Origin of the sequence: Bacillus sp. WMMC1349, from assembly GCF_013155385.1 — a bacterium.
Classification (GTDB): Bacteria; Bacillota; Bacilli; order Bacillales; family Bacillaceae; genus Bacillus.
This window is the reverse complement of sequence record NZ_JABJUQ010000007.1, coordinates 1375197-1393869: the sequence shown is the minus strand read 5'-3', so window position 1 is coordinate 1393869 and position 18673 is coordinate 1375197. Positions and strand designations below refer to the sequence as shown.

General features: G+C 40.0%; 15 protein-coding genes and 1 pseudogene. 4 read left to right on the top strand and 12 right to left on the bottom strand.

Annotated features, from left to right (window positions below):
• The 4 genes from ctaE to cyoE form a co-directional block, all read right to left on the bottom strand.
• Window positions 1–624 carry a cytochrome c oxidase subunit III gene (gene ctaE, locus HOO54_RS09440; protein ID WP_172294605.1) on the bottom strand — a complete coding sequence of 208 codons (624 nt, stop codon included), beginning with the start codon at window positions 622–624 and terminating at the stop codon, window positions 1–3.
• A complete protein-coding gene (gene ctaD, locus HOO54_RS09435; protein WP_216664746.1) occupies window positions 624–2510 on the bottom strand; it encodes a cytochrome c oxidase subunit I in 1887 nt (628 codons plus the stop codon). The genes ctaE and ctaD overlap by 1 nt, the downstream gene beginning before the upstream one ends.
• Before the next feature lie 15 nt (window positions 2511–2525).
• Window positions 2526–3596 carry a cytochrome c oxidase subunit II gene (coxB, locus tag HOO54_RS09430; protein WP_172294603.1) on the bottom strand — a complete coding sequence of 357 codons (1071 nt, stop codon included), beginning with the start codon at window positions 3594–3596 and terminating at the stop codon, window positions 2526–2528.
• A gap of 258 nt (window positions 3597–3854) precedes the next feature.
• Window positions 3855–4781 carry a heme o synthase gene (gene cyoE, locus HOO54_RS09425; RefSeq protein WP_172294601.1) on the bottom strand — a complete coding sequence of 309 codons (927 nt, stop codon included), beginning with the start codon at window positions 4779–4781 and terminating at the stop codon, window positions 3855–3857.
• Between the two features lie 391 nt (window positions 4782–5172).
• Between cyoE and HOO54_RS09420 the strand changes: the two genes are divergently transcribed.
• Window positions 5173–6069 carry a COX15/CtaA family protein gene (locus HOO54_RS09420; RefSeq protein WP_172294599.1) on the top strand — a complete coding sequence of 299 codons (897 nt, stop codon included), beginning with the start codon at window positions 5173–5175 and terminating at the stop codon, window positions 6067–6069.
• Window positions 6070–6277: 208 nt separating this feature from the next.
• Here HOO54_RS09420 and HOO54_RS09415 read toward each other — a convergent pair.
• The 5 genes and pseudogenes from HOO54_RS09415 to glsA all read right to left on the bottom strand — a co-directional run bounded on the left by HOO54_RS09415 (window position 6278) and on the right by glsA (window position 13217).
• Window positions 6278–6594: pseudogene (locus tag HOO54_RS09415) on the bottom strand (transposase).
• 318 nt (window positions 6595–6912) lie between these two features.
• Window positions 6913–10356 (bottom strand): pyruvate carboxylase, encoded by a 3444-nt coding sequence (pyc, locus tag HOO54_RS09410; protein WP_172294597.1) that lies wholly within the window; start codon window positions 10354–10356, stop codon window positions 6913–6915.
• A gap of 75 nt (window positions 10357–10431) precedes the next feature.
• Complete coding sequence (ftsW, locus tag HOO54_RS09405) at window positions 10432–11643, bottom strand: putative lipid II flippase FtsW (protein WP_172294595.1); 1212 nt, start codon at window positions 11641–11643, stop codon at window positions 10432–10434.
• 267 nt (window positions 11644–11910) lie between these two features.
• A complete protein-coding gene (locus HOO54_RS09400; RefSeq protein WP_172294593.1) occupies window positions 11911–12192 on the bottom strand; it encodes an Fpa/YlaN family protein in 282 nt (93 codons plus the stop codon).
• 95 nt (window positions 12193–12287) lie between these two features.
• A complete protein-coding gene (gene glsA / locus HOO54_RS09395; protein ID WP_172294591.1) occupies window positions 12288–13217 on the bottom strand; it encodes a glutaminase A in 930 nt (309 codons plus the stop codon).
• Between the two features lie 115 nt (window positions 13218–13332).
• Here glsA and HOO54_RS09390 point away from each other — a divergent pair, with 115 nt between their 5' ends.
• On the top strand, window positions 13333–13815 hold the full coding sequence (locus HOO54_RS09390) for a molybdopterin-binding protein (protein WP_172294589.1): 483 nt from the start codon (window positions 13333–13335) through the stop codon (window positions 13813–13815).
• A gap of 76 nt (window positions 13816–13891) precedes the next feature.
• On the opposite strand, the gene HOO54_RS09385 is transcribed toward HOO54_RS09390, so the two are convergent.
• On the bottom strand, window positions 13892–15220 hold the full coding sequence (locus HOO54_RS09385) for a PhoH family protein (RefSeq protein ID WP_172294587.1): 1329 nt from the start codon (window positions 15218–15220) through the stop codon (window positions 13892–13894).
• A 142-nt stretch (window positions 15221–15362) separates the two neighbouring features.
• Here HOO54_RS09385 and HOO54_RS09380 point away from each other — a divergent pair, with 142 nt between their 5' ends.
• Together HOO54_RS09380 and HOO54_RS09375 are read left to right on the top strand one after the other, a co-directional pair.
• Entirely contained in the window at window positions 15363–15965 is a 603-nt protein-coding gene (locus HOO54_RS09380) for a YhcN/YlaJ family sporulation lipoprotein (protein WP_172294585.1), read from the top strand.
• Window positions 15966–16054: 89 nt separating this feature from the next.
• Window positions 16055–16261, top strand: coding sequence for a YlaI family protein (locus HOO54_RS09375; RefSeq protein ID WP_172294583.1), 207 nt, complete (start codon window positions 16055–16057; stop codon window positions 16259–16261).
• A 161-nt stretch (window positions 16262–16422) separates the two neighbouring features.
• Here the strand turns inward: HOO54_RS09375 and HOO54_RS09370 are convergent, their stop codons facing one another.
• Both HOO54_RS09370 and typA read right to left on the bottom strand, forming a co-directional pair.
• The gene (locus tag HOO54_RS09370) at window positions 16423–16743 is read right to left on the bottom strand and encodes a YlaH-like family protein (protein ID WP_172294581.1); all 321 of its coding nucleotides are present in this window, start codon (window positions 16741–16743) and stop codon (window positions 16423–16425) included.
• A 57-nt stretch (window positions 16744–16800) separates the two neighbouring features.
• On the bottom strand, window positions 16801–18639 hold the full coding sequence (gene typA / locus HOO54_RS09365; protein ID WP_172294579.1) for a translational GTPase TypA: 1839 nt from the start codon (window positions 18637–18639) through the stop codon (window positions 16801–16803).
• Window positions 18640–18673 lie beyond the last annotated feature (34 nt).

Below are 18673 nucleotides of genomic sequence, written 5' to 3'. Positions count from 1 at the left end.
TTATTCCACCATCCCCATCAAATATACGACCGTAAAGATAAACACCCAAACAACATCGATAAAATGCCAATATAGACTAGCTACATAAAATTTCGGAGCATTATAAAGGTTTAATCCACGTCTAGAGTTCCTGATCATCAATGTTAAAATCCAGAATAATCCAAAAGTGACATGGGCACCGTGTGTACCGACAAGTGTATAAAAAGCCGAACCAAGAGCAGAGCTTTTAATTGTAAATCCAAACTCATGAACATAGTGATTAAATTCATAAATTTCGAGCACAAGGAATCCGGCACCGAGCAATACGGTGATCAAGAGCCAAAGCTGCATTTTTTTAAAAGCGAAGTTTCTCATATGGTACATGGCATAAACACTTGTCAAACTGCTTGTCAAAAGGAGCATTGTTGCAAAAAAGACAAGACCCATACCAAATATCTCACTGGTCTTCGGACCTCCGGCAGTTGAATCCCGAAGAGCTAAAAACGTTGCGAAAAGCGATGCAAAAAGAATCGTTTCACCTGCTAAAAACAGCCAAAACCCAAGAAACTTATTTTTCCCTTCCAAAGTTGCCCGTTCAGGAGCAGCCGGAAAAGTTTCTGCTGTTAATTTCTCTTCTGTATGCATTAAGCTTTCACCCCTTTGTCATCGTCATCCGGAAGTTCTTCTTTATGAATATGGTAGCCATGGTCATCGATAACTGACCGTAGAAGCATCGAAAAGAAAGTAATTCCGAAGCCGATAAAAATGACCGGTAATCCCCAAGCAGAATCTGTACGATACATGAGACCGAATGCCGCTACAAACAGACCCAATGAAATGAAGAAAGGTAAAATGGAACTGTTCGGCATGTGAATATCTTGAACTGGTTCTGCAGCAGTCATTTCCCGTTTGCCTGCGCTTTTTTCAATCCATAGAGCATCAAGTCCTCTGACAAGTGGCAGCTGTTTAAAATTATATTCAGGAGGTGGAGATGACACCGCCCATTCCAATGTTCTGCCATCTTGCCAAGGATCACTGCCAACTTTTTTGCCTTTTGCTGTCGTTACAATGACATTAATCAGTAAAATAATAACTCCCGCTCCCATTAAAAACGTGCCAATCGTACTGACCAAATTCGCTGTATCAAGCCCTTGATTAGGCAAATACGTAAACACACGCCGCGGCATCCCCCACAATCCAAGCCAGTGCTGGATAAAAAACGTCAGGTGGAAACCGATAAAAAATAGCACAAAAGAAACTTTTCCTAAAGACTCACTGAGCATTTTTCCAAACATTTTTGGCCACCAATAATGAGCCCCTGCCAATATACCAAATACGACCCCGCCGATAATAACGTAATGGAAATGTGCAACAACAAAATAAGTATCATGGAACTGATAATCCGCCGGAGCAGCTGCAAGCATCACTCCTGTTACCCCACCCAATACAAATGACGGGATAAATGATACAGCATAAAGCATCGGTGTTGTAAATTTGATGCTGCCGCCCCAAATGGTGAACAACCAATTGAAGATTTTAATTCCGGTCGGAACCGCGATCGCCATAGTTGCTACCGCAAAAATAGCGTTTGCCACAGGTCCTAGTCCAGTTGTAAACATATGGTGAGCCCATACCATATAACCTAAGAACCCGATTAATACCGTAGCAAATACCATTGAAGAATAACCAAATAACCTTTTCCGTGAAAAAACAGGAATGATTTCAGAAAAAATTCCGAAAGCAGGCAATATTAAGAGATAAACTTCCGGGTGACCGAAAATCCAAAATAAATGTTCATAAATAATCGTATTTCCACCCAGTTCATTGTTAAAGAAACTAGTACCAAACAGTCGGTCAAACATCAAAAGTGCCAAACCAATTGTTAATGGAGGAAAAGCGAATAATATCAGTGCAGAAGAAACAAATGTCGTCCATGTAAAAAGAGGCATTCTCATATAAGTCATTCCCGGAGCTCTCATGTTGATAATTGTAGCCAGAAAATTAATTCCCGCAATCAATGTACCAAGTCCGGATATTTGCAGACCAAGAACAAAGAAGTCAATTCCATGGCCTTCCGAATTCAGTGAAAGCGAAGCATATGACGTCCAACCAGCATCTGGAGCCCCACCTAAGAACCAACTTAAATTGAGAAACAGTCCACCGAAAAGAAACAACCAAAATCCTAAAGAATTGAGAAATGGAAATGCCACATCCCTTGCTCCGATTTGAAGAGGAACAACGGCATTCATCAGCGCAAACAAAAGCGGCATCGCTGCTAGGAAGATCATTGTTGTCCCATGCATCGTCATGACTTCATTGTAGATTCCTGCACTGACGATATTATTCTCAGGTATTGCCAGCTGAATCCTGACCAGCATCGCTTCAAGCCCGCCAAGTACAAAGAAGATGCCCCCTCCGATCAAATACAGTACGGCAATTTTCTTATGATCAACCGTTGTCAAATAGTCCCATAAAACAGCCCCAAAACTTTGCTTTTTTGTAAGCGTACTCACAATGCAAACCTCCCTCATTGTCCCTTTGAAGCGTTATTTTTTGGTTTTTAACCCCTTTAAATATTCTGTTAATGCATCAATTTCCTGTTCATTTAAAGCTGGATAGGTTCCCGTCATTTTATTACCCGGTTTGATGCTTTCAGGGTCTTTTAACCAATCTTTAATATTTTGATCACTAAAATCCTTTACCCCTGCTACTCTAGTTCGTTCCCCGAAAGTAGCTAAATTTGGCGCTGTCCGTGCCGCTTCTGCCCTCTTATCCTTAGGGTCTGTCGCATGGCAGCTTAAACAGTTCTTTTCTTTAAAAAGCTTTTCTCCTTGCACCGCCAAATCTGTCTTCGGTTTAGATTTATAATGTTTCATATCATTTACCCATTTTTGAAATTGATCTTTAGAAACAGTTTTAACTTTAAAGTCCATTAACGCATGGGAAGGTCCGCAAAGTTCAGCACATTTCCCGTAAAAATAGCCGCCGGCATCCTTGCTCTTCTCATCATCGAATGTTAAATAAAATTTATTTTCGTTTTCTGTATTTGTATCGATTTTTCCACCAACCGCAGGTATCCAGAAGGAGTGTTTAATATCAGAAGCTTTCAACTTAAAATAAACGCGTTTATCGGTAGGAACAATTAATTCTTGACTTGTAACAATACCATAATCAGGGTATTCGAATTCCCACCAATAAAGGCTCGCTCTGACATTGACGACAAGCGTTTTCTCAGGGTCTCTGTTTTTCTTATCCATCGCTTTTGTTTTCCCTAAATCAAACGTATCTGAAACAACAGGAACAGCTAAGATCAGAAGCAAAATAATCGGAATAACAGTCCATAAGATCTCCAATTTATGACTTCCTTCAATCTGTTTCGGCATGTGATCATCACCGAGTCTAGACCTTCTGTATTTCAAAATGACAAAGATAAAAATAAAACTCACGACCAAGACAACAACCACCATGATCAGCGTACTGAGAATCATTAAATAATATTGCTTCTCAGCCACTTCTCCCGCCGGTTTAAGCGTTGACAAAAACGGTTTTCCTCCGCACCCTGTTAGAACGAGCGCCAAAATAGCGAACAATGACATCAGACGCCATTTTTTAAACATTTCATCCCAACCCCTTTTTAATCAATCCTTTTGGAACTTGCACGACAAAAACTATATAAACACCTCTTCACACATCTAACCCTTCGTTAATTAAAGCACTTACATTTCCTTTTTTCTTAAATCATGATGTTTTTTACTCAAAATACCATCTATGTATAAATGTAAAGCCGCCTTTATAAACATGATCGAAAAAAATCGATAAGGCGGCTTTTACATGATTGTTGTCCCTAGTTTAAGTGACAGCCTTCAAGATGTACTTTATCCAATTTTAAAAAGTGTAAAGACAACAACAGCAACAAAGAAAATCGTCAAGTAATTCAATGAATATACAAACATAAGTGTTGCCCACTTCATGATATTGTTGTTTTTGTATCCAACAAGGCCACAAATGAGCCAGCCAATATTCAGCAGTGTACCGAGAATAACGATCGGTAAGCCAAGCTCACTAAGAAAAAAAGGCAGCGGCATTAAACAGACAATCCAGACCATAATCTGTCTTTTCGTAATCTCAAAACCGTGGACAACCGGTAACATTGGGATGTCGGCAGCCCGATATTCCTCCGTTTTTTTAATCGCAAGTGCCAAAAAGTGTGGAATCTGCCAGATAAACATAATCAAAAACAATATCCATGCTTCAACACTAATCGTACTTTGAACAGCAGTCCATCCGATCAGAGGAGGAACGGCTCCTGAGATACTGCCGATAATCGTATTGATGGTGTAACGGCGTTTCGTCCACATTGTATATAGAAAAACATATGTGAAAACACCGACAAAACCGACAGCAACAGCTGTCATTGTTGTCATAAGCAACAGCATAAAGCCGAATGCAATCAACAAAATACCAAACCATAATGCATGTGAAGGTTGAATTTTGCCTGTCACAGTTGGTCTTGTTTTTGTCCGTTGCATCAGCTGGTCAATATCACGATCATAATAATTGTTGATCACACATGATCCCGCTATAATGAGCGAAGATCCGGCTAAAGTATACAAGACAATATCGAGATTTCCTAAAAAGCTCATATTTGATAAATAAAAAGCGAGCCACATCCCTGTAAACGTTGTGATCAGGTTTGAGTATACAATCCCGACTTTAATAAGAGCGAGGAAATCTTTCCATGGTGTTGTTTCTTCTATTTGTGCATTCATTGTTGGATCAGCTGTCATTCTTGATTCAGCCATAACATAAAACCCCCCTTACCCAAACCTCTATGACTTGAAGAGAAATGATATATTCATAAAAACCTACAACTCTATCATACTAGATTACCGAATGGAAAAAAACATCCTATTAAATATTAATCGACAAACCGCTTATTATTTGTGAACTTTTTATGACTTCTGATACAAATGCAGGAAAAGTCGTGAACAACCATAGAGAGCAACGTCATTCTAATATAGTTCTATCAAACGAAACCGGATTTATCAAGTCTCTAAACGAAAGAAAAATGTGAACATATTGTATTGCATTTTTGTGAACACCAATGCTAATGAATTGCACCAGAACCTCAATTTGCTTAAACTTGTAAAGGACTAGTACTTATTTTCTTTCATAAAAAGGGGAATTGAATTTATGAATAAAGCATTAAAAGGTTTGGGTATCATCACAACAATCGCCATGTTATTCGTACTCATCGGCGGGGCACTCGTTACAAAAACAGGGTCTGGGATGGGGTGTGGGAGATCATGGCCGCTTTGTAATGGCAGCATATTTCCGGCATTAACATTGGAATCGATCATCGAATGGAGTCACCGATTTGTAAGCGGCACTTGCGGAATTTTAGTGTTAGCTCTTGCCATTTGGAGCTGGAAAAAAATCGGTCATATAAGGGAAACAAAATTTCTCGCGATTATGTCGGTTGTTTTTCTCATTCTCCAAGCTCTGTTAGGAGCAGCTGCGGTTGTATTTGGATCATCTGCACTAGTGATGGCTCTTCATTTTGGAATTTCTTTAGTCTCATTCGCATCGGTTTTACTTTTAACACTTCTCATTTTTGAAGCTGTTTCTCAAAAGAAAGTGGACTCATTTTCTATAGGAAAAACCATGCGGTTTCATATTGTAGGTCTTATGATATATACCTATATCGTTGTTTATACAGGAGCCTATGTACGCCACACAAATTCAAGTCTAGCTTGTCCAGATTTTCCGCTCTGCAGCAGACTAAATAGCGGAATTCCGGCTCAGTTTCACGAATGGGTCCAGATGGGTCACAGAATCGCTGCCACCTTGCTTTTCTTATGGATTGTGATTGCTACCCTTCATGCCGTGAGACATTACCAACATCAGAAGAGAATGTATTGGGGCTGGATCATTTCCCTAATCTTGATTGTTCTTCAAGCAGTTTCAGGAATTCTCGTTGTCTTGACTAGATTAGATCTGGGCTTCGCACTTGCCCATGCCTTATTTATTTCTTGTCTATTCGGGATTCTCAGTTATTTCTTATTATTGATGGTCCGTTATCGACAATAGATTCTAAATTAGGCAAATCAAAAACCAAACCCACCAGCTTGCACTGGCGGGTTTTATTTTTGGTTGCGGCAACCGGCCATCATATCCCGTATGAATTGGCGGTTTGCTCTGCGGTTGAAAGCCGTTGTTACTAACCAAACCCTAAAAGGCTTCTCAATGGTTCACCTTATGTACTACTTCTTCTGGCCAGCCCTCAAAGGTCTTCTCCTTATTTTCGTTTCTTTTTCTTGACCTCTTCACCTGTGAATGGATCGATATATTCCATCATCGTTAATTGTTCCGCACTGTATCTGATTTCGTATATATTTTCTACTACCTTTTTGTTTCTTCCTACTGTGTCTACGTCATATCCAGTACACCAAAATTTCCGTTTTCCAAATTTGCGTGACAATCAAATGCTGATACACTTATCTTTGGCAGTATGCTCACTAACATATGCATATGATCTTCACACGCTGTTGCTTCGATCATTTCGACGCCTTTCCTTTCACATAATTTCTCAAATATCTTTTTTGATTTTCCCATAAATGTTCTATACTTCGGACATCTCCATGTTGTGTGCTGTCTTTTGACATGTCTGTTGATATTTTGGTTGGCGAATGCACCTCTCTGGGGAGTTCTTTTAATACAACGCTGAAAGCTTATTAAGAGGAGCTGTCTAAAAAGTCCTTTATCAACTTGAATCAGGGGGAATGGCGAGACCCAAGAGGAGCAAGGAACGAGCTCCGAGGAGGCTCGCGGATCGCCCGCGGAAAGCGAGCAAATTCCCCAATTTTTATTCATCCACACCCCTTTCTTTTTCACAAAAAAAGACTGCCGACATCGTCGGCAGGTCTTCATCGTTTATTTTTTCATTTCAATGAGTAAGTCGCCTGTTTCAATTGCTTCCCCGTTTTTAACATAAATGTTTTCAATCGTTCCTGAAAACGGAGCTTGAACTGTTGTTTCCATTTTCATCGCTTCATTGACCATCAAATGATCACCTTTTTTCACTTGATCACCTTTTTCAACCAACAACTTCATGACTGTGCCTGGCATAGAAGCTGCGATATGATTCGGGTTTGAACGATCTGCCTTCATATTTTGGTGAATGGAAGATTTAATGCTTTCATCTCTGATGATCACTTCACGAGGCTGTCCGTTCAATTCAAAATAAACAACTCTTGTCGCATCGGCACGAGGTTCACCAATTGAGACTAGTTTGACGAAAAGCGTTTTTCCTCTTTCAATTTCAACTTCGATTTCTTCCCCAAGTGTCATACCATAGAAAAAGGTCGGTGTGTCTAAAACAGAAATATTTCCATACGTCTCTGCGGTTTTGACATACTCGGTAAACACTTTTGGATAAAGAGCATATGAGACAGCATCCTGATCGGTTAACACCATGTCATGCGCTTCTAAAAATTCGGCTTTGATTTCATCAAAACAGACTTTCTCAAGCAACTCCCCAGGACGGACGGTAATCGGTTTTTCTCCTTTTAAAATCAACTTTTGCAGCTTTTCAGGGAAGCCGCCATGCGGTTGACCAAGGTATCCTTTAAAGAGCTCAACAACCGAATCCGGGAAGTCAAGCGATTCTCCTCTTTCATAAATATCCTCTTCTGTCAATTGATTTTGCACCATATAGAGCGCCATATCTCCAACAACTTTAGAAGATGGTGTTACCTTTACAATATCACCAAACATATCATTGACTCGCCGATACATGTCCTTGACCTCATTCCAGCGGTCACCAAGTCCGACGCCTTTCGCCTGTTGCTGCAAGTTACTGTACTGACCGCCAGGCATCTCATGATTATAAATTTCAGTATGGGGCGCATTCATCCCACTTTCAAATTCACTGTAATATTTTCTCGCAGATTCCCAATATTGCGAAAGCGAGTCAACGGCATCAACATTTAATTGCGGACGGCGTTTATTTCCTTCAAGAGCATGATAAAGCGAGCTGGCACTCGGCTGGGATGTTAACCCCGCCATTGAGCTGACTGCTACATCAACAATATCAACCCCAGCTTCGATTGCTTTGGCATACATAAATATACCATTACCGCTTGTATCATGGGTATGAAGGTGGATCGGGATATCGATTGTCTCTTTCAAAGCAGACACTAATTCATATGCAGCTTGCGGTCTTAACAGCCCTGCCATATCTTTGATCCCAAGAATATGGGCTCCTGCAGCCTCAAGCTCTTTGGCCATTGATGTATAGTAGTCAAGATTATACTTCGTTCTTGCCGGATCAAGAATGTCACCGGTATAGCAAATCGCTGCCTCTGCAATTTTTCCTGAAGAGCGGACCGCATCGATAGCAAGCGTCATCCCCTTGACCCAGTTTAAGCTATCAAAAATGCGGAACACATCAATTCCGGCTGCCGCAGACTCGCTAACAAACTTTTCGATCAAGTTGTCAGGATAGTTTTTATAACCAACAGCATTTGACGATCTTAACAGCATTTGAAACATCGTATTTGGAATCTCTTTCCGCAATTCTTCAAGTCTTTTCCAAGGGTCCTCTTTTAAGAAACGGTATGCTACATCAAAGGTAGCTCCCCCCCACATTTCAAGACTGAACAGTTCAGACCAAACAGCAGCTGTCGGAGCCGCAATCTTCTTCAAATCACGAGTGCGGAATCTTGTTGCAAGCAATGATTGGTGAGCATCGCGAAATGTTGTGTCAGTCAGCAAAACATTTTTTTGATCTTTCACCCACTTGACAAGTCCGTCCGCTCCCCGTTCATCAAGGATCTGTTTCGTTCCGTTCGCAATTGGCTGATCAATATCTGTTTTAATGATCGGCGGATGATCAAATTCCGGTTTTTTCTTTTGTTGTATACCAGGAAAACCATTGACTGTAACATTCCCGATATATGTTAACATTTTTGTGCCGCGGTCTCTTTGTTTCGGAAATACAAACAGCTCTGGTGTTGAATCGATAAAAGATGTGTCATATTGCCCTGTTAAAAATTTCTCATGCTTTGCTACATTCTCGAGAAACGGAATGTTTGTTTTAATCCCTCTTACCCGGAATTCGCGAAGGTTTCGCACCATTTTCGCAGCAGCCTGTTCAAATGTCAGTGCCCATGTTGAAAGTTTGACAAGCAGAGAATCGTAATAAGGTGTAATAACCGCACCTTGAAAACTATTTCCTGTATCGAGACGAACACCAAACCCTCCACCTGATCTATATGCCATAATTTTACCTGTATCAGGCATAAAATTGTTTGCAGGGTCCTCTGTCGTTACCCTTGATTGAATCGCATAGCCATGAAGAATGACGGCTTCCTGATGAGGTATATTGATTTCTTTACTCTTCAGGCTGAGCCCGCCGGCAATCATAATTTGCGTCTGAACTATATCAATACCCGTTACCATTTCTGTAATGGTGTGCTCAACTTGAACGCGAGGATTGACTTCAATAAAGTAAAACTCTTCATCAGCAACTAAAAATTCAACTGTTCCAGCATTTATATAATGAACGTTTTTCGCCAGAGCCACTGCCGCATCACAAATTCTATTTCTAAGCGAATCAGATAGTCCGACACTTGGCGCAATTTCAATCACTTTTTGATGTCTTCTTTGCACAGAGCAATCACGATCAAACAGATGAACCATATTTCCGTCTTTATCTCCGAATATCTGAACTTCAATATGTTTCGGTTTTTCGATCAGCTTTTCAACATATACTTCATCATTTCCAAATGCAGCTTTCGCTTCTGATTTTGCTCGATTATATGCCTCCGCAAGTTCTGAAGCTTCCCTGACGATCCGCATGCCACGGCCTCCCCCGCCAAGGGATGCCTTAATGATAATTGGATAGCCGTGTTGTTTAACAAAGTGTTCAACATCATGCAAACTGTCAACCGAACCATTACTCCCCGGAATAACAGGAATCCCTGCTTTTTCTGCCTGCTCACGCGCTTTTACTTTATCACCGAACATATCTAAATGTTCTGATGTCGGACCGATGAAAATAATCCCTTCCTCTTCACAACGTTTGGCAAATTGGATATTTTCTGATAAAAAACCATAGCCCGGATGAATTGCGTCAACATGATTCCGCTTCGCTATCTCTATGATTCCTTCAATATCAAGGTAAGCATCGATCGGTTTTTTTCCTTCACCTACCAAGTAAGCTTCATCAGCTTTATATCTGTGATAAGATTTGCTGTCTTCTTTTGAGTAAATCGCTACCGTGCGAATATGCAGCTCTGCACAAGCACGAAAAACACGGATTGCGATTTCCCCCCTGTTTGCAACAAGAACTTTTTGGATAGACTGCAGTAACAATGTCGTTCCCCCTAACCAAATCTTAGTATGTATCTATTCTAAATCAATCTAAAACACCTGTACACGCTAAGTTTTTTAATAATTAATACTTTTTTGATATTGATTTTCTTTGAATTTTGTAGTATTAATAGACTGTTTTCGTTTATAACGATTGAAATATTCGTTGAACATACTAATATTCACTAAAATTCCCACGCTCGCTAAAAGGACAACAAGTGAGGATCCCCCATAACTAATAAATGGAAGAGTTACACCTGTTAAAGGAATCAACCCTGAAATACCCCCTAAATTAATAAATGTTTGGAGAGCGATCATACTTGAGATTCCAATAGCAAGCAGACTACCGAATGGATCCTCACATTTTCTTGCAATATAAAAACCTTTTATAACAATAAAGCTGAGTAACAGGATCACAAATAAAACACCGAAAACACCAAGTTCTTCTGCAATAACGGACATAATAAAATCCGTATGGGCTTCAGGAAGATAATTGTATTTTTGAATACTTTCACCAAGGCCAAGACCAAAAATTCCACCTGTACCAATTGCAATCAAGGAGTTTGACACTTGAAAACCTTTACCTGTCTGATCTTCAAATGGGTTTTGATAACTTTCAAAACGACTCAAACGCTCCTTCGTTAAAATATCGTCCGCATTGAAAAGGATAAGTGGACTGATAAGGACAAAAACGATGCCAACCAACGTTAACAACTTTAGCAATGTCTTTCCGCTGAACCCTGAGCAGAGAATGATGCACAAAGCGATCAATCCAATGATGAATGCTGTCCCAAAATCAGGCTGAACAGCAACTAACACACAGATTACCACAGTAAGGAGAGCTGGTGGAGCAATTCCCGTTCCTAGATTATTAATATAACTTTGCTTTTTAGCATAAACAGAAGAAAGATACAAGATGACTGTCAGCTTGACAAATTCACCAGGCTGAATGCTGTAATTCGAAATCTTATACCAGCTTTGAGCGTTTCCAGCTATATGGCCAACACCAAATAAAGCAATTAAAGCAAAGAGCGAGCCGAGCAACAGCAGCTTTTGAAATTTCCGATTGGCAAATGCTTTATACGGAAAAAATGCCGTAAATAAAAATATCAGTAAACCAACCATTAAAGCCGTAGTCTGTTTGTTAAAAAAATAGTCACTGTCTTTTCCATATTTTGTAACCGCTGTGATTACACTTGAACTGTACACCATCACGAGCCCGAACCCGCAGATGAGAAATACAGCAAAGATGAGTGAATAATCATACGATTTGAGCATTCTTTTTATCATATTTATCCTCTTCCTTACTTTGCCCTTGAACATTTTTTATATGAGCTTTTCGTTATTTTACTACACTTTTACCAAAAGAACGAAGAATATCATTAGCCGTCTTGATTGCTCTTTTTATCGGCGGAATTCATCCATCGTTTATTCGTTTTATTCGTCACTCCTACCGTCTGTTCCTTCAATAACAAAAAAGCCTGCCGGCAGTCTGTGTACTTATACACGTCGCCCGACAAGCTGACTCAGACTATAAAGGAGTCCCTGAGTATTCTTTTATTTTTTTGTAAATGCATCATGCAATGCAGACAATTCACATTCGAGCGTATAGAGCAATTCTTTCCCCTCGTGTTCTTCTATTAATCCAAGGCGGACTGCAAAGTCAATTTCCCTAGAAAGTCCGAACATTTGTGTATCTAAAACCTCTTCATAAAGAGGACATTGAGGCATCGTTAAGTTGTCCATTTGCACTTGAATCAGCTTTAAAATTTTATCAGCATCACGTTTTAACAAACTAAGTGCTTTTTCACGATGATCGACTACAGTTTCAGACACCAAAAATATCCCTCCGTTCCCCAAGCGAGTACCTAATTCTTCTATTCATAATAAAGCCTAACCGCTAAAATTGCAAGTTATTTCTACTGATTAAACCGCTAAAAAATACTCAGATTATAGTTTGCAGATAAGAGTTCCAAGAGGCGGATTCCGGCTATACTGTTTCCTTTTTCATTCAGAGCAGGACCGAATATCCCGATACCAAACTGGTTTGGAGATAGCCCCATAATTCCACCTGAAACCCCGCTCTTTGCGGGAATTCCAATTTTAATCGCAAATTCACCACTGGCATTGTACATACCGCAAGTAACCATGAATGTTTTGCATATTCTTGCAATGTCTGTTGGGATGATTTGCTTTCCTGTTTCTGGGTGTTTGCCATTTAGTGCAAAAACTGAGCCGATTTTCGCCAGATCCAGACTATTCATTTGAATAGCACACTGTTTTGTGTAAATATCGATAACTTCTTCCACTTCACCGCGAAAAATTTCGTACTCTTTCATGTAATAGCACATGGACCGATTGATCATAGATGTTTCATATTCAGATTGTGAAACCCTTTGACATATAGAAATACTTTGGTTATTAGCCAGCGTTCTAACGAAATTTAATAAATATTCAATTTTATCAGCTGATGATGTTCCCTTGATCATACTGGTGACGACTAATGCACCGGCATTAATCATTGGATTAAGCGGTTTTCCCGGATTATCGGTTTCAAGTTTGATGATGGAATTGAACGGATCACCGGTCGGTTCTTTTCCTACATATTGAAACACTTTATTTGGTCCATGATCCATGAGTACAAGTGCAAGTGAAAGCACTTTTGATATACTTTGAAGTGTAAAAACCTTCTTAACATCTCCAGCATACAGACATGTCCCATCTCCATAGTAGACTGCAGCTGATAAATCATCTCCTGATGCTTCCGCTAAAGCCGGTATGTAAGAAGCCACTTTTCCCTTTTTGGTGACCTTTTTCGCTTCCTTGACAAAATATTCGAGTTCTTCATTACAGCGGCAATTCACGATGTCCCCTCCATCATAAACGTCATTTCCGTTATCTTCCCCATTGTAACCAATGTTATGAGAAGTGACAACTCGAAAGAAAGCGCTTATAATTTTTGTGAGGGAGTGGATAAAAATGAAGATTATAACCATTACGGGAAATGTAAAACATGTGATTACACTTGATCCAAGCGTGTGGATTTTTGATGATCGAAAATTTGAGTTGGATCATTTCTTTTCAAATATCAGAGATGTGCAAAACAAGCCTAGTGATCTTGAGATAGATCGGGAGCGGCTGATTAGAGAAGGTACAGTATCGCCTCCGACCTTAAGATCAGAAAAACAATATGAAAAACAAAAATTACTTGATGGAACATTCGCTATTAGACTTGAGCCATTTTTAAAAAATGCAGAAGTAGCTGATTCAGCTGTAAAATGCCTTTTTAAAATGAAAGATGAAATATTGACTGTTCCATTTTCAAAAGCTAAAGATGCGATCCTCTGTTTTAGTAAAAACGGAAAACCGCTGACAGAGGATGGACCTGTACATGTTTATTTTACAGACGGCTCCAACCGAAACAATCCGATCAAACACCTTAAAGAGATTGAAGTGATTTAAAAAAGAACGGGGACATTCAACCAGCATCGCTAAAACTTAAGCAGTGACGGCTTGCCCGGTGAGCCGAATAGATTTTCTATAACAAATCGGCAGCAAGTCTGGCAAGCCCTGAACGCTCCCCTTTTAAAAGTTTTACATTTCCGGAAATTTTTTGTTCTTTGAAACGTTCAACAACATATGCTAGGCCATTATTCATGGCATCCAAATATGGATGATCAATCTGTTCGGTATCCCCCATCAAGACGATTTTACTACCTTCTCCTACTCGTGTTAAAAGTGTCTTCACCTCATGCTTGGTCAGATTTTGAGCTTCATCAATAATAATAAATTGATCAGGAATGCTTCTGCCACGTATATATGTGAGTGCTTCTACTTGAATCGATCCCATCCCCGCCAAAATATCATCGAGTTCTCCAGGCTTTTTTGTATTAAACAAATATTCAAGGTTATCAAAAATCGGCTGAATCCACGGCCTTAATTTTTCTTCTTTTTCCCCAGGAAGATAACCAATATCCTTCCCAACCGGAACAATTGGTCTTGTGACAACAAGCTTCTGATAGCATCCCATATCTTCCGTTTGCAATAAACCGGCAGCTAATGCAAGCAGCGTTTTTCCTGTTCCGGCCTTCCCGATCAATGTAACAAGTGGTATATCTTGTCTTAATAAAAGCTCAATCGCCATCGTTTGCTGAACATTTCGCGAGCGAATCCCCCAAACCTGTTCCTGATCAAAAATCAGTTTTTGAATAGCTGTCCCAGTTTGATTGACTATCCCAATCGCTGATGATGAACTATTAAGTGCATCCCTCATCACAACAAACTGATTTGGGTGATATGGTTCACTCATCTTGCCTTCAATCGGTAATTTGTGAACTTCATAAAATGAGTTCATCTGCTCAGTATCAATATACATGTCGGAAAAACCACTATATATATCATGATTGTCAATCACTCGGTCATGCAAAAAATCTTCAGACATTAATCCGATCGCATCCGCTTTGACCCTAACAAGCATATCTTTACTGACAAGTATGACTGGACGACCCCCGTTTTTTGTGTCTTCTTCAAGACTTAAATTTTTTGCAACTGCTAAAATCCGGTTGTCATTTGTTTTTTCCACAAAAATTTCTTGAAGTTGATGAAATGAGCGGTGATTCAGTTCAATTCTGATCTTTCCCCCATTACAGAGAGGAACACTTTCATATAATTTCCCTTTTAAACGTAAATCATCTATTAATTTCGATACCAATCTGGCATTTCTTCCCACCTCATCTAAATTGCGTTTTTTCGAATCAACTTCCTCTAATACAACAGCCGGGATGACAACTTCATTATCCTCGAAAGAAAAGATTGAATTCGGGTCCTGCAACAACACATTGGTATCTAACACATAAATTTTACTCAATCCTTCGCCTCCTGATCAGGATTTTTAGCCTTTGGTAAAAGCTGATGGAGCGCCCGCTAAAATATATGTTTTTCTGAATAAAGATAGAAGGTTAATTCAACAATAAAAAATATCGAATGCATTTTTAAGGAGGTCACATTAAGTGCGAATCATCTCTCTATTTCTCATTTATTCCCTTGTGTTGCTTACAGCTTGCGGTATTGAAAATGAAGCAAACGAATTACCGGGGAACAGACCCATTCATGTGAAAAACGTTGCTCAAGACCCTGTAAACCGAGAAAATGGGCAAACCATTTCAAAACGGCTCGTCAAAATAACCGAAAGAGTCCCTGGTGTAAATGATGCTACGGCAGTTGTGCTTGGAAGACTTGCTGTCGTTGGGATCGATGTAAAGGACAATTTAGAAAGGAGTAAAGTGGAATCAATTAAATATTCCGTTGCAGAAGCGCTTCAAGAAGATCGTTACGGAGCAAATGCCGCCGTTGTAGCCGATCCAGACACATTTAATCGGTTGAGAGGGATGGGCAGACAAATTCAGCAGGGCAGACCTGTAAAAGGTATTCTTGATGAATTGGCTGCGATTGTCGGTCGCGTCATTCCGGAAGTCCCTACTGACATGACAGATAATCAAAACACGACACCATCAAAAACAAACAATGACCAGTTGAATCATAATCGACAAAAAAAGCTTGAAAAACAACAAAATAAACAGTCAAATAAACATATGAAAAACAGACAGCCCTAACTAGAAAAGCTTGTGCGACAGCATAAGCTTTTCTTTTCCCGCTTTTCACTGATATGGTATACTGAAATAATTGAAGCGAGGTGAAAAAAGTGAGGGTCAAGTGTTCATTGTGTGACAAAATTGATCAACTTGATGATGACACACAAATTGCTAAACGTCTTCGTAACCGCCCCATTCACACCTATTTGTGCAATGAATGTCACGAACGGATCAAAATCAAAACGGAGAACAGGATGAAAACCGGCCGTTTTCAATTATATCCACACAGAAAAGAAAAGGAACGGGTAAAATCATAATAGGATGGATTCCGAGAATTTGCGCGCTTCCGCGAGCCAGAGCTCGTTCCTTACTCCTGTGGAGTCTCTCCTGGTTGGCTATTCCCGCAGGAGTCTCCCAATCCGCTCTATTCATGTTGATAAAGGATTTATTAAGAAATAAAAAAGCACAGACTTAGAGTCTATGCTTTTTTGATTTGTTGCGCCTTTTTCGAGCGCCACAGGCGAATTTTATAAATCGCTAAGATGAGGATAGCCACAACCAGCCCTTCTCCAACTGGTAAAAAGACGCCGAAAAACGTTAACAATGTACATCCTAGAGCTAGAAAAAAATAAATGATCACATTTTTCAACAACGGCAGCCGTTTGGCAAACCCTAGTTTATAGACAATGGCTGACAGGATGAAGATCGTCACGTAAAGCTGCCACATGCCTGCTCCAGGATTTTGATCAACTTGATAAAGCGCGGCAAAAAATGACAGCTGTTCACTTACATCATTCAAAAAGAATCCCCCTCCCCTTTGCTAGATGGGTCGTTCTTTTTTCAATTTCTGCAAAGTTTAAGACAATCCTGCTAGCTTTTTCTTCTTCGCAGCTTTTTCGCGTTCATTTTTATCAAGAATTTTCTTTCTTAATCTGATAGACTCAGGTGTTACTTCACAGTATTCATCATCATTCAAATATTCCAGTGATTCTTCAAGAGACATAGTTCGCGGTTTTTTCATGCTTACTGTTTGATCTTTCGTTGCTGAACGTACGTTTGTTTGCTGCTTCATTTTATTAATGTTGACTACTAAATCATTTTCGCGGTTATGCTCACCAACAATCATACCTTCATACACTTCTGTACCCGGCTCAACAAAAATAACACCGCGTTCTTCAACGCCCTGAATTCCATAAGCCGAAGCTTTGCCCGTATCCATCGAAACGAGAACACCTTGTCTGCGGCCACCCACTTGACCTGGCTCGATCGGCTGATAGCTGTCAAAGGTATGGTTTAAAATTCCGAAACCTCTTGTCAACGAAAGGAACTCTGTTGAATAACCAATTAGACCGCGTGAAGGTACATTAAAAATCAAACGAACTTGCGCGTTTCCATTATTAATCATATCGATCATTTCACCTTTACGGGCACCCATTGATTCCATAACAGAACCAGTATGTTCTTCAGGAATATCAATTTGAACACGCTCAACTGGTTCACAGCGAACACCATCAATTTCTTTAATAATGACCTCAGGTTTTGATACTTGTAATTCAAAACCTTCACGGCGCATGTTTTCAATTAAAATTGATAAATGAAGCTCACCGCGTCCTGATACGACCCATGCATCTGGTGATGGTGTCGGATCAACTCGAAGACTGACGTCTGTTTGCAACTGTTGTTCAAGACGTTCTTCAATTTTACGAGCTGTGACATATTTGCCTTCTCGACCAGCAAAAGGACTATTATTGACGACAAATGTCATCTGCAGTGTCGGCTCATCAATCCGAAGAACTGGCAGTGGTTCCTGATGCTCGATCGGACAGACCGTTTCACCAACATTGATGTCTTCCATCCCTGAGACCGCAACAAGATCACCGGCTTTGGCTTCTTCAATTTCAACCCGTTTCAGTCCTTGGAACCCAAAGATTTTTGTAACACGGAACGGTTTAACAGAACCATCCAGTTTCATTAATGCAACCTGTTGGCCAACTTTCATCGTTCCTCTAAAGACACGACCAATCCCAATCCGGCCGACATAATCGTTGTAATCCAAAAGTGCTACCTGAAATTGAAGTGGGTCTTCATGGTTATCAACCGGGCTTGGAATATGACCGACAATCGCCTCAAATAAAGCTTCCATGTTCTCATCCTGGTGTTCTGGATCTGTTGATGCAGTACCATTAATTGCTGAAGCGTAGACAACAGGGAATTCAAGCTGGTCCTCAGAAGCATCAAGCTCAATGAATAAATCAAGTACTTCATCAATAACTTCCTCCGGACGAGCAAAATCACGGTCAATTTTATTGACGACAACAATCGGCGTTAAGTTTTGCTCTAGCGCTTTTTTCAAAACAAAACGAGTTTGCGGCATACAACCTTCATACGCGTCAACGACAAGCAGAACACCATCAACCATTTTCATAATCCGCTCAACTTCACCGCCAAAATCGGCGTGTCCTGGTGTATCCAAAATATTAATACGTGTATCTTTATACTGAATCGCCGTATTTTTCGCCAAAATCGTAATTCCGCGCTCTCTTTCCAAATCATTGGAATCCATGGCACGCTCAGCCACATGTTCATTCGCACGGAATGTACCAGCCTGATGAAGAAGTTGATCAACAAGCGTTGTTTTTCCGTGGTCAACGTGGGCGATAATAGCGATATTGCGAAGATCTTCTCGAAGTTTCACATTTTCATCTCCTAAAAATTTAGATAATCTTTCA

Bases quoted from the DNA above. Each gene is read 5' to 3' on its own strand.
- ctaD (WP_216664746.1), bottom strand. From the start codon at position 2,510: ATGAGGGAGGTTTGCATTGTGAGTACGCTTACAAAAAAGCAAAGTTTT.
- HOO54_RS09420 (WP_172294599.1), top strand. From the start codon at position 5,173: ATGAATAAAGCATTAAAAGGTTTGGGTATCATCACAACAATCGCCATG.
- coxB (WP_172294603.1), bottom strand. From the start codon at position 3,596: ATGTTTAAAAAATGGCGTCTGATGTCATTGTTCGCTATTTTGGCGCTC.
- cyoE (WP_172294601.1), bottom strand. From the start codon at position 4,781: ATGGCTGAATCAAGAATGACAGCTGATCCAACAATGAATGCACAAATA.
- ftsW (WP_172294595.1), bottom strand. From the start codon at position 11,643: ATGATAAAAAGAATGCTCAAATCGTATGATTATTCACTCATCTTTGCT.
- ctaE (WP_172294605.1), bottom strand. From the start codon at position 624: ATGCATACAGAAGAGAAATTAACAGCAGAAACTTTTCCGGCTGCTCCT.
- HOO54_RS09390 (WP_172294589.1), top strand. From the start codon at position 13,333: ATGAAGATTATAACCATTACGGGAAATGTAAAACATGTGATTACACTT.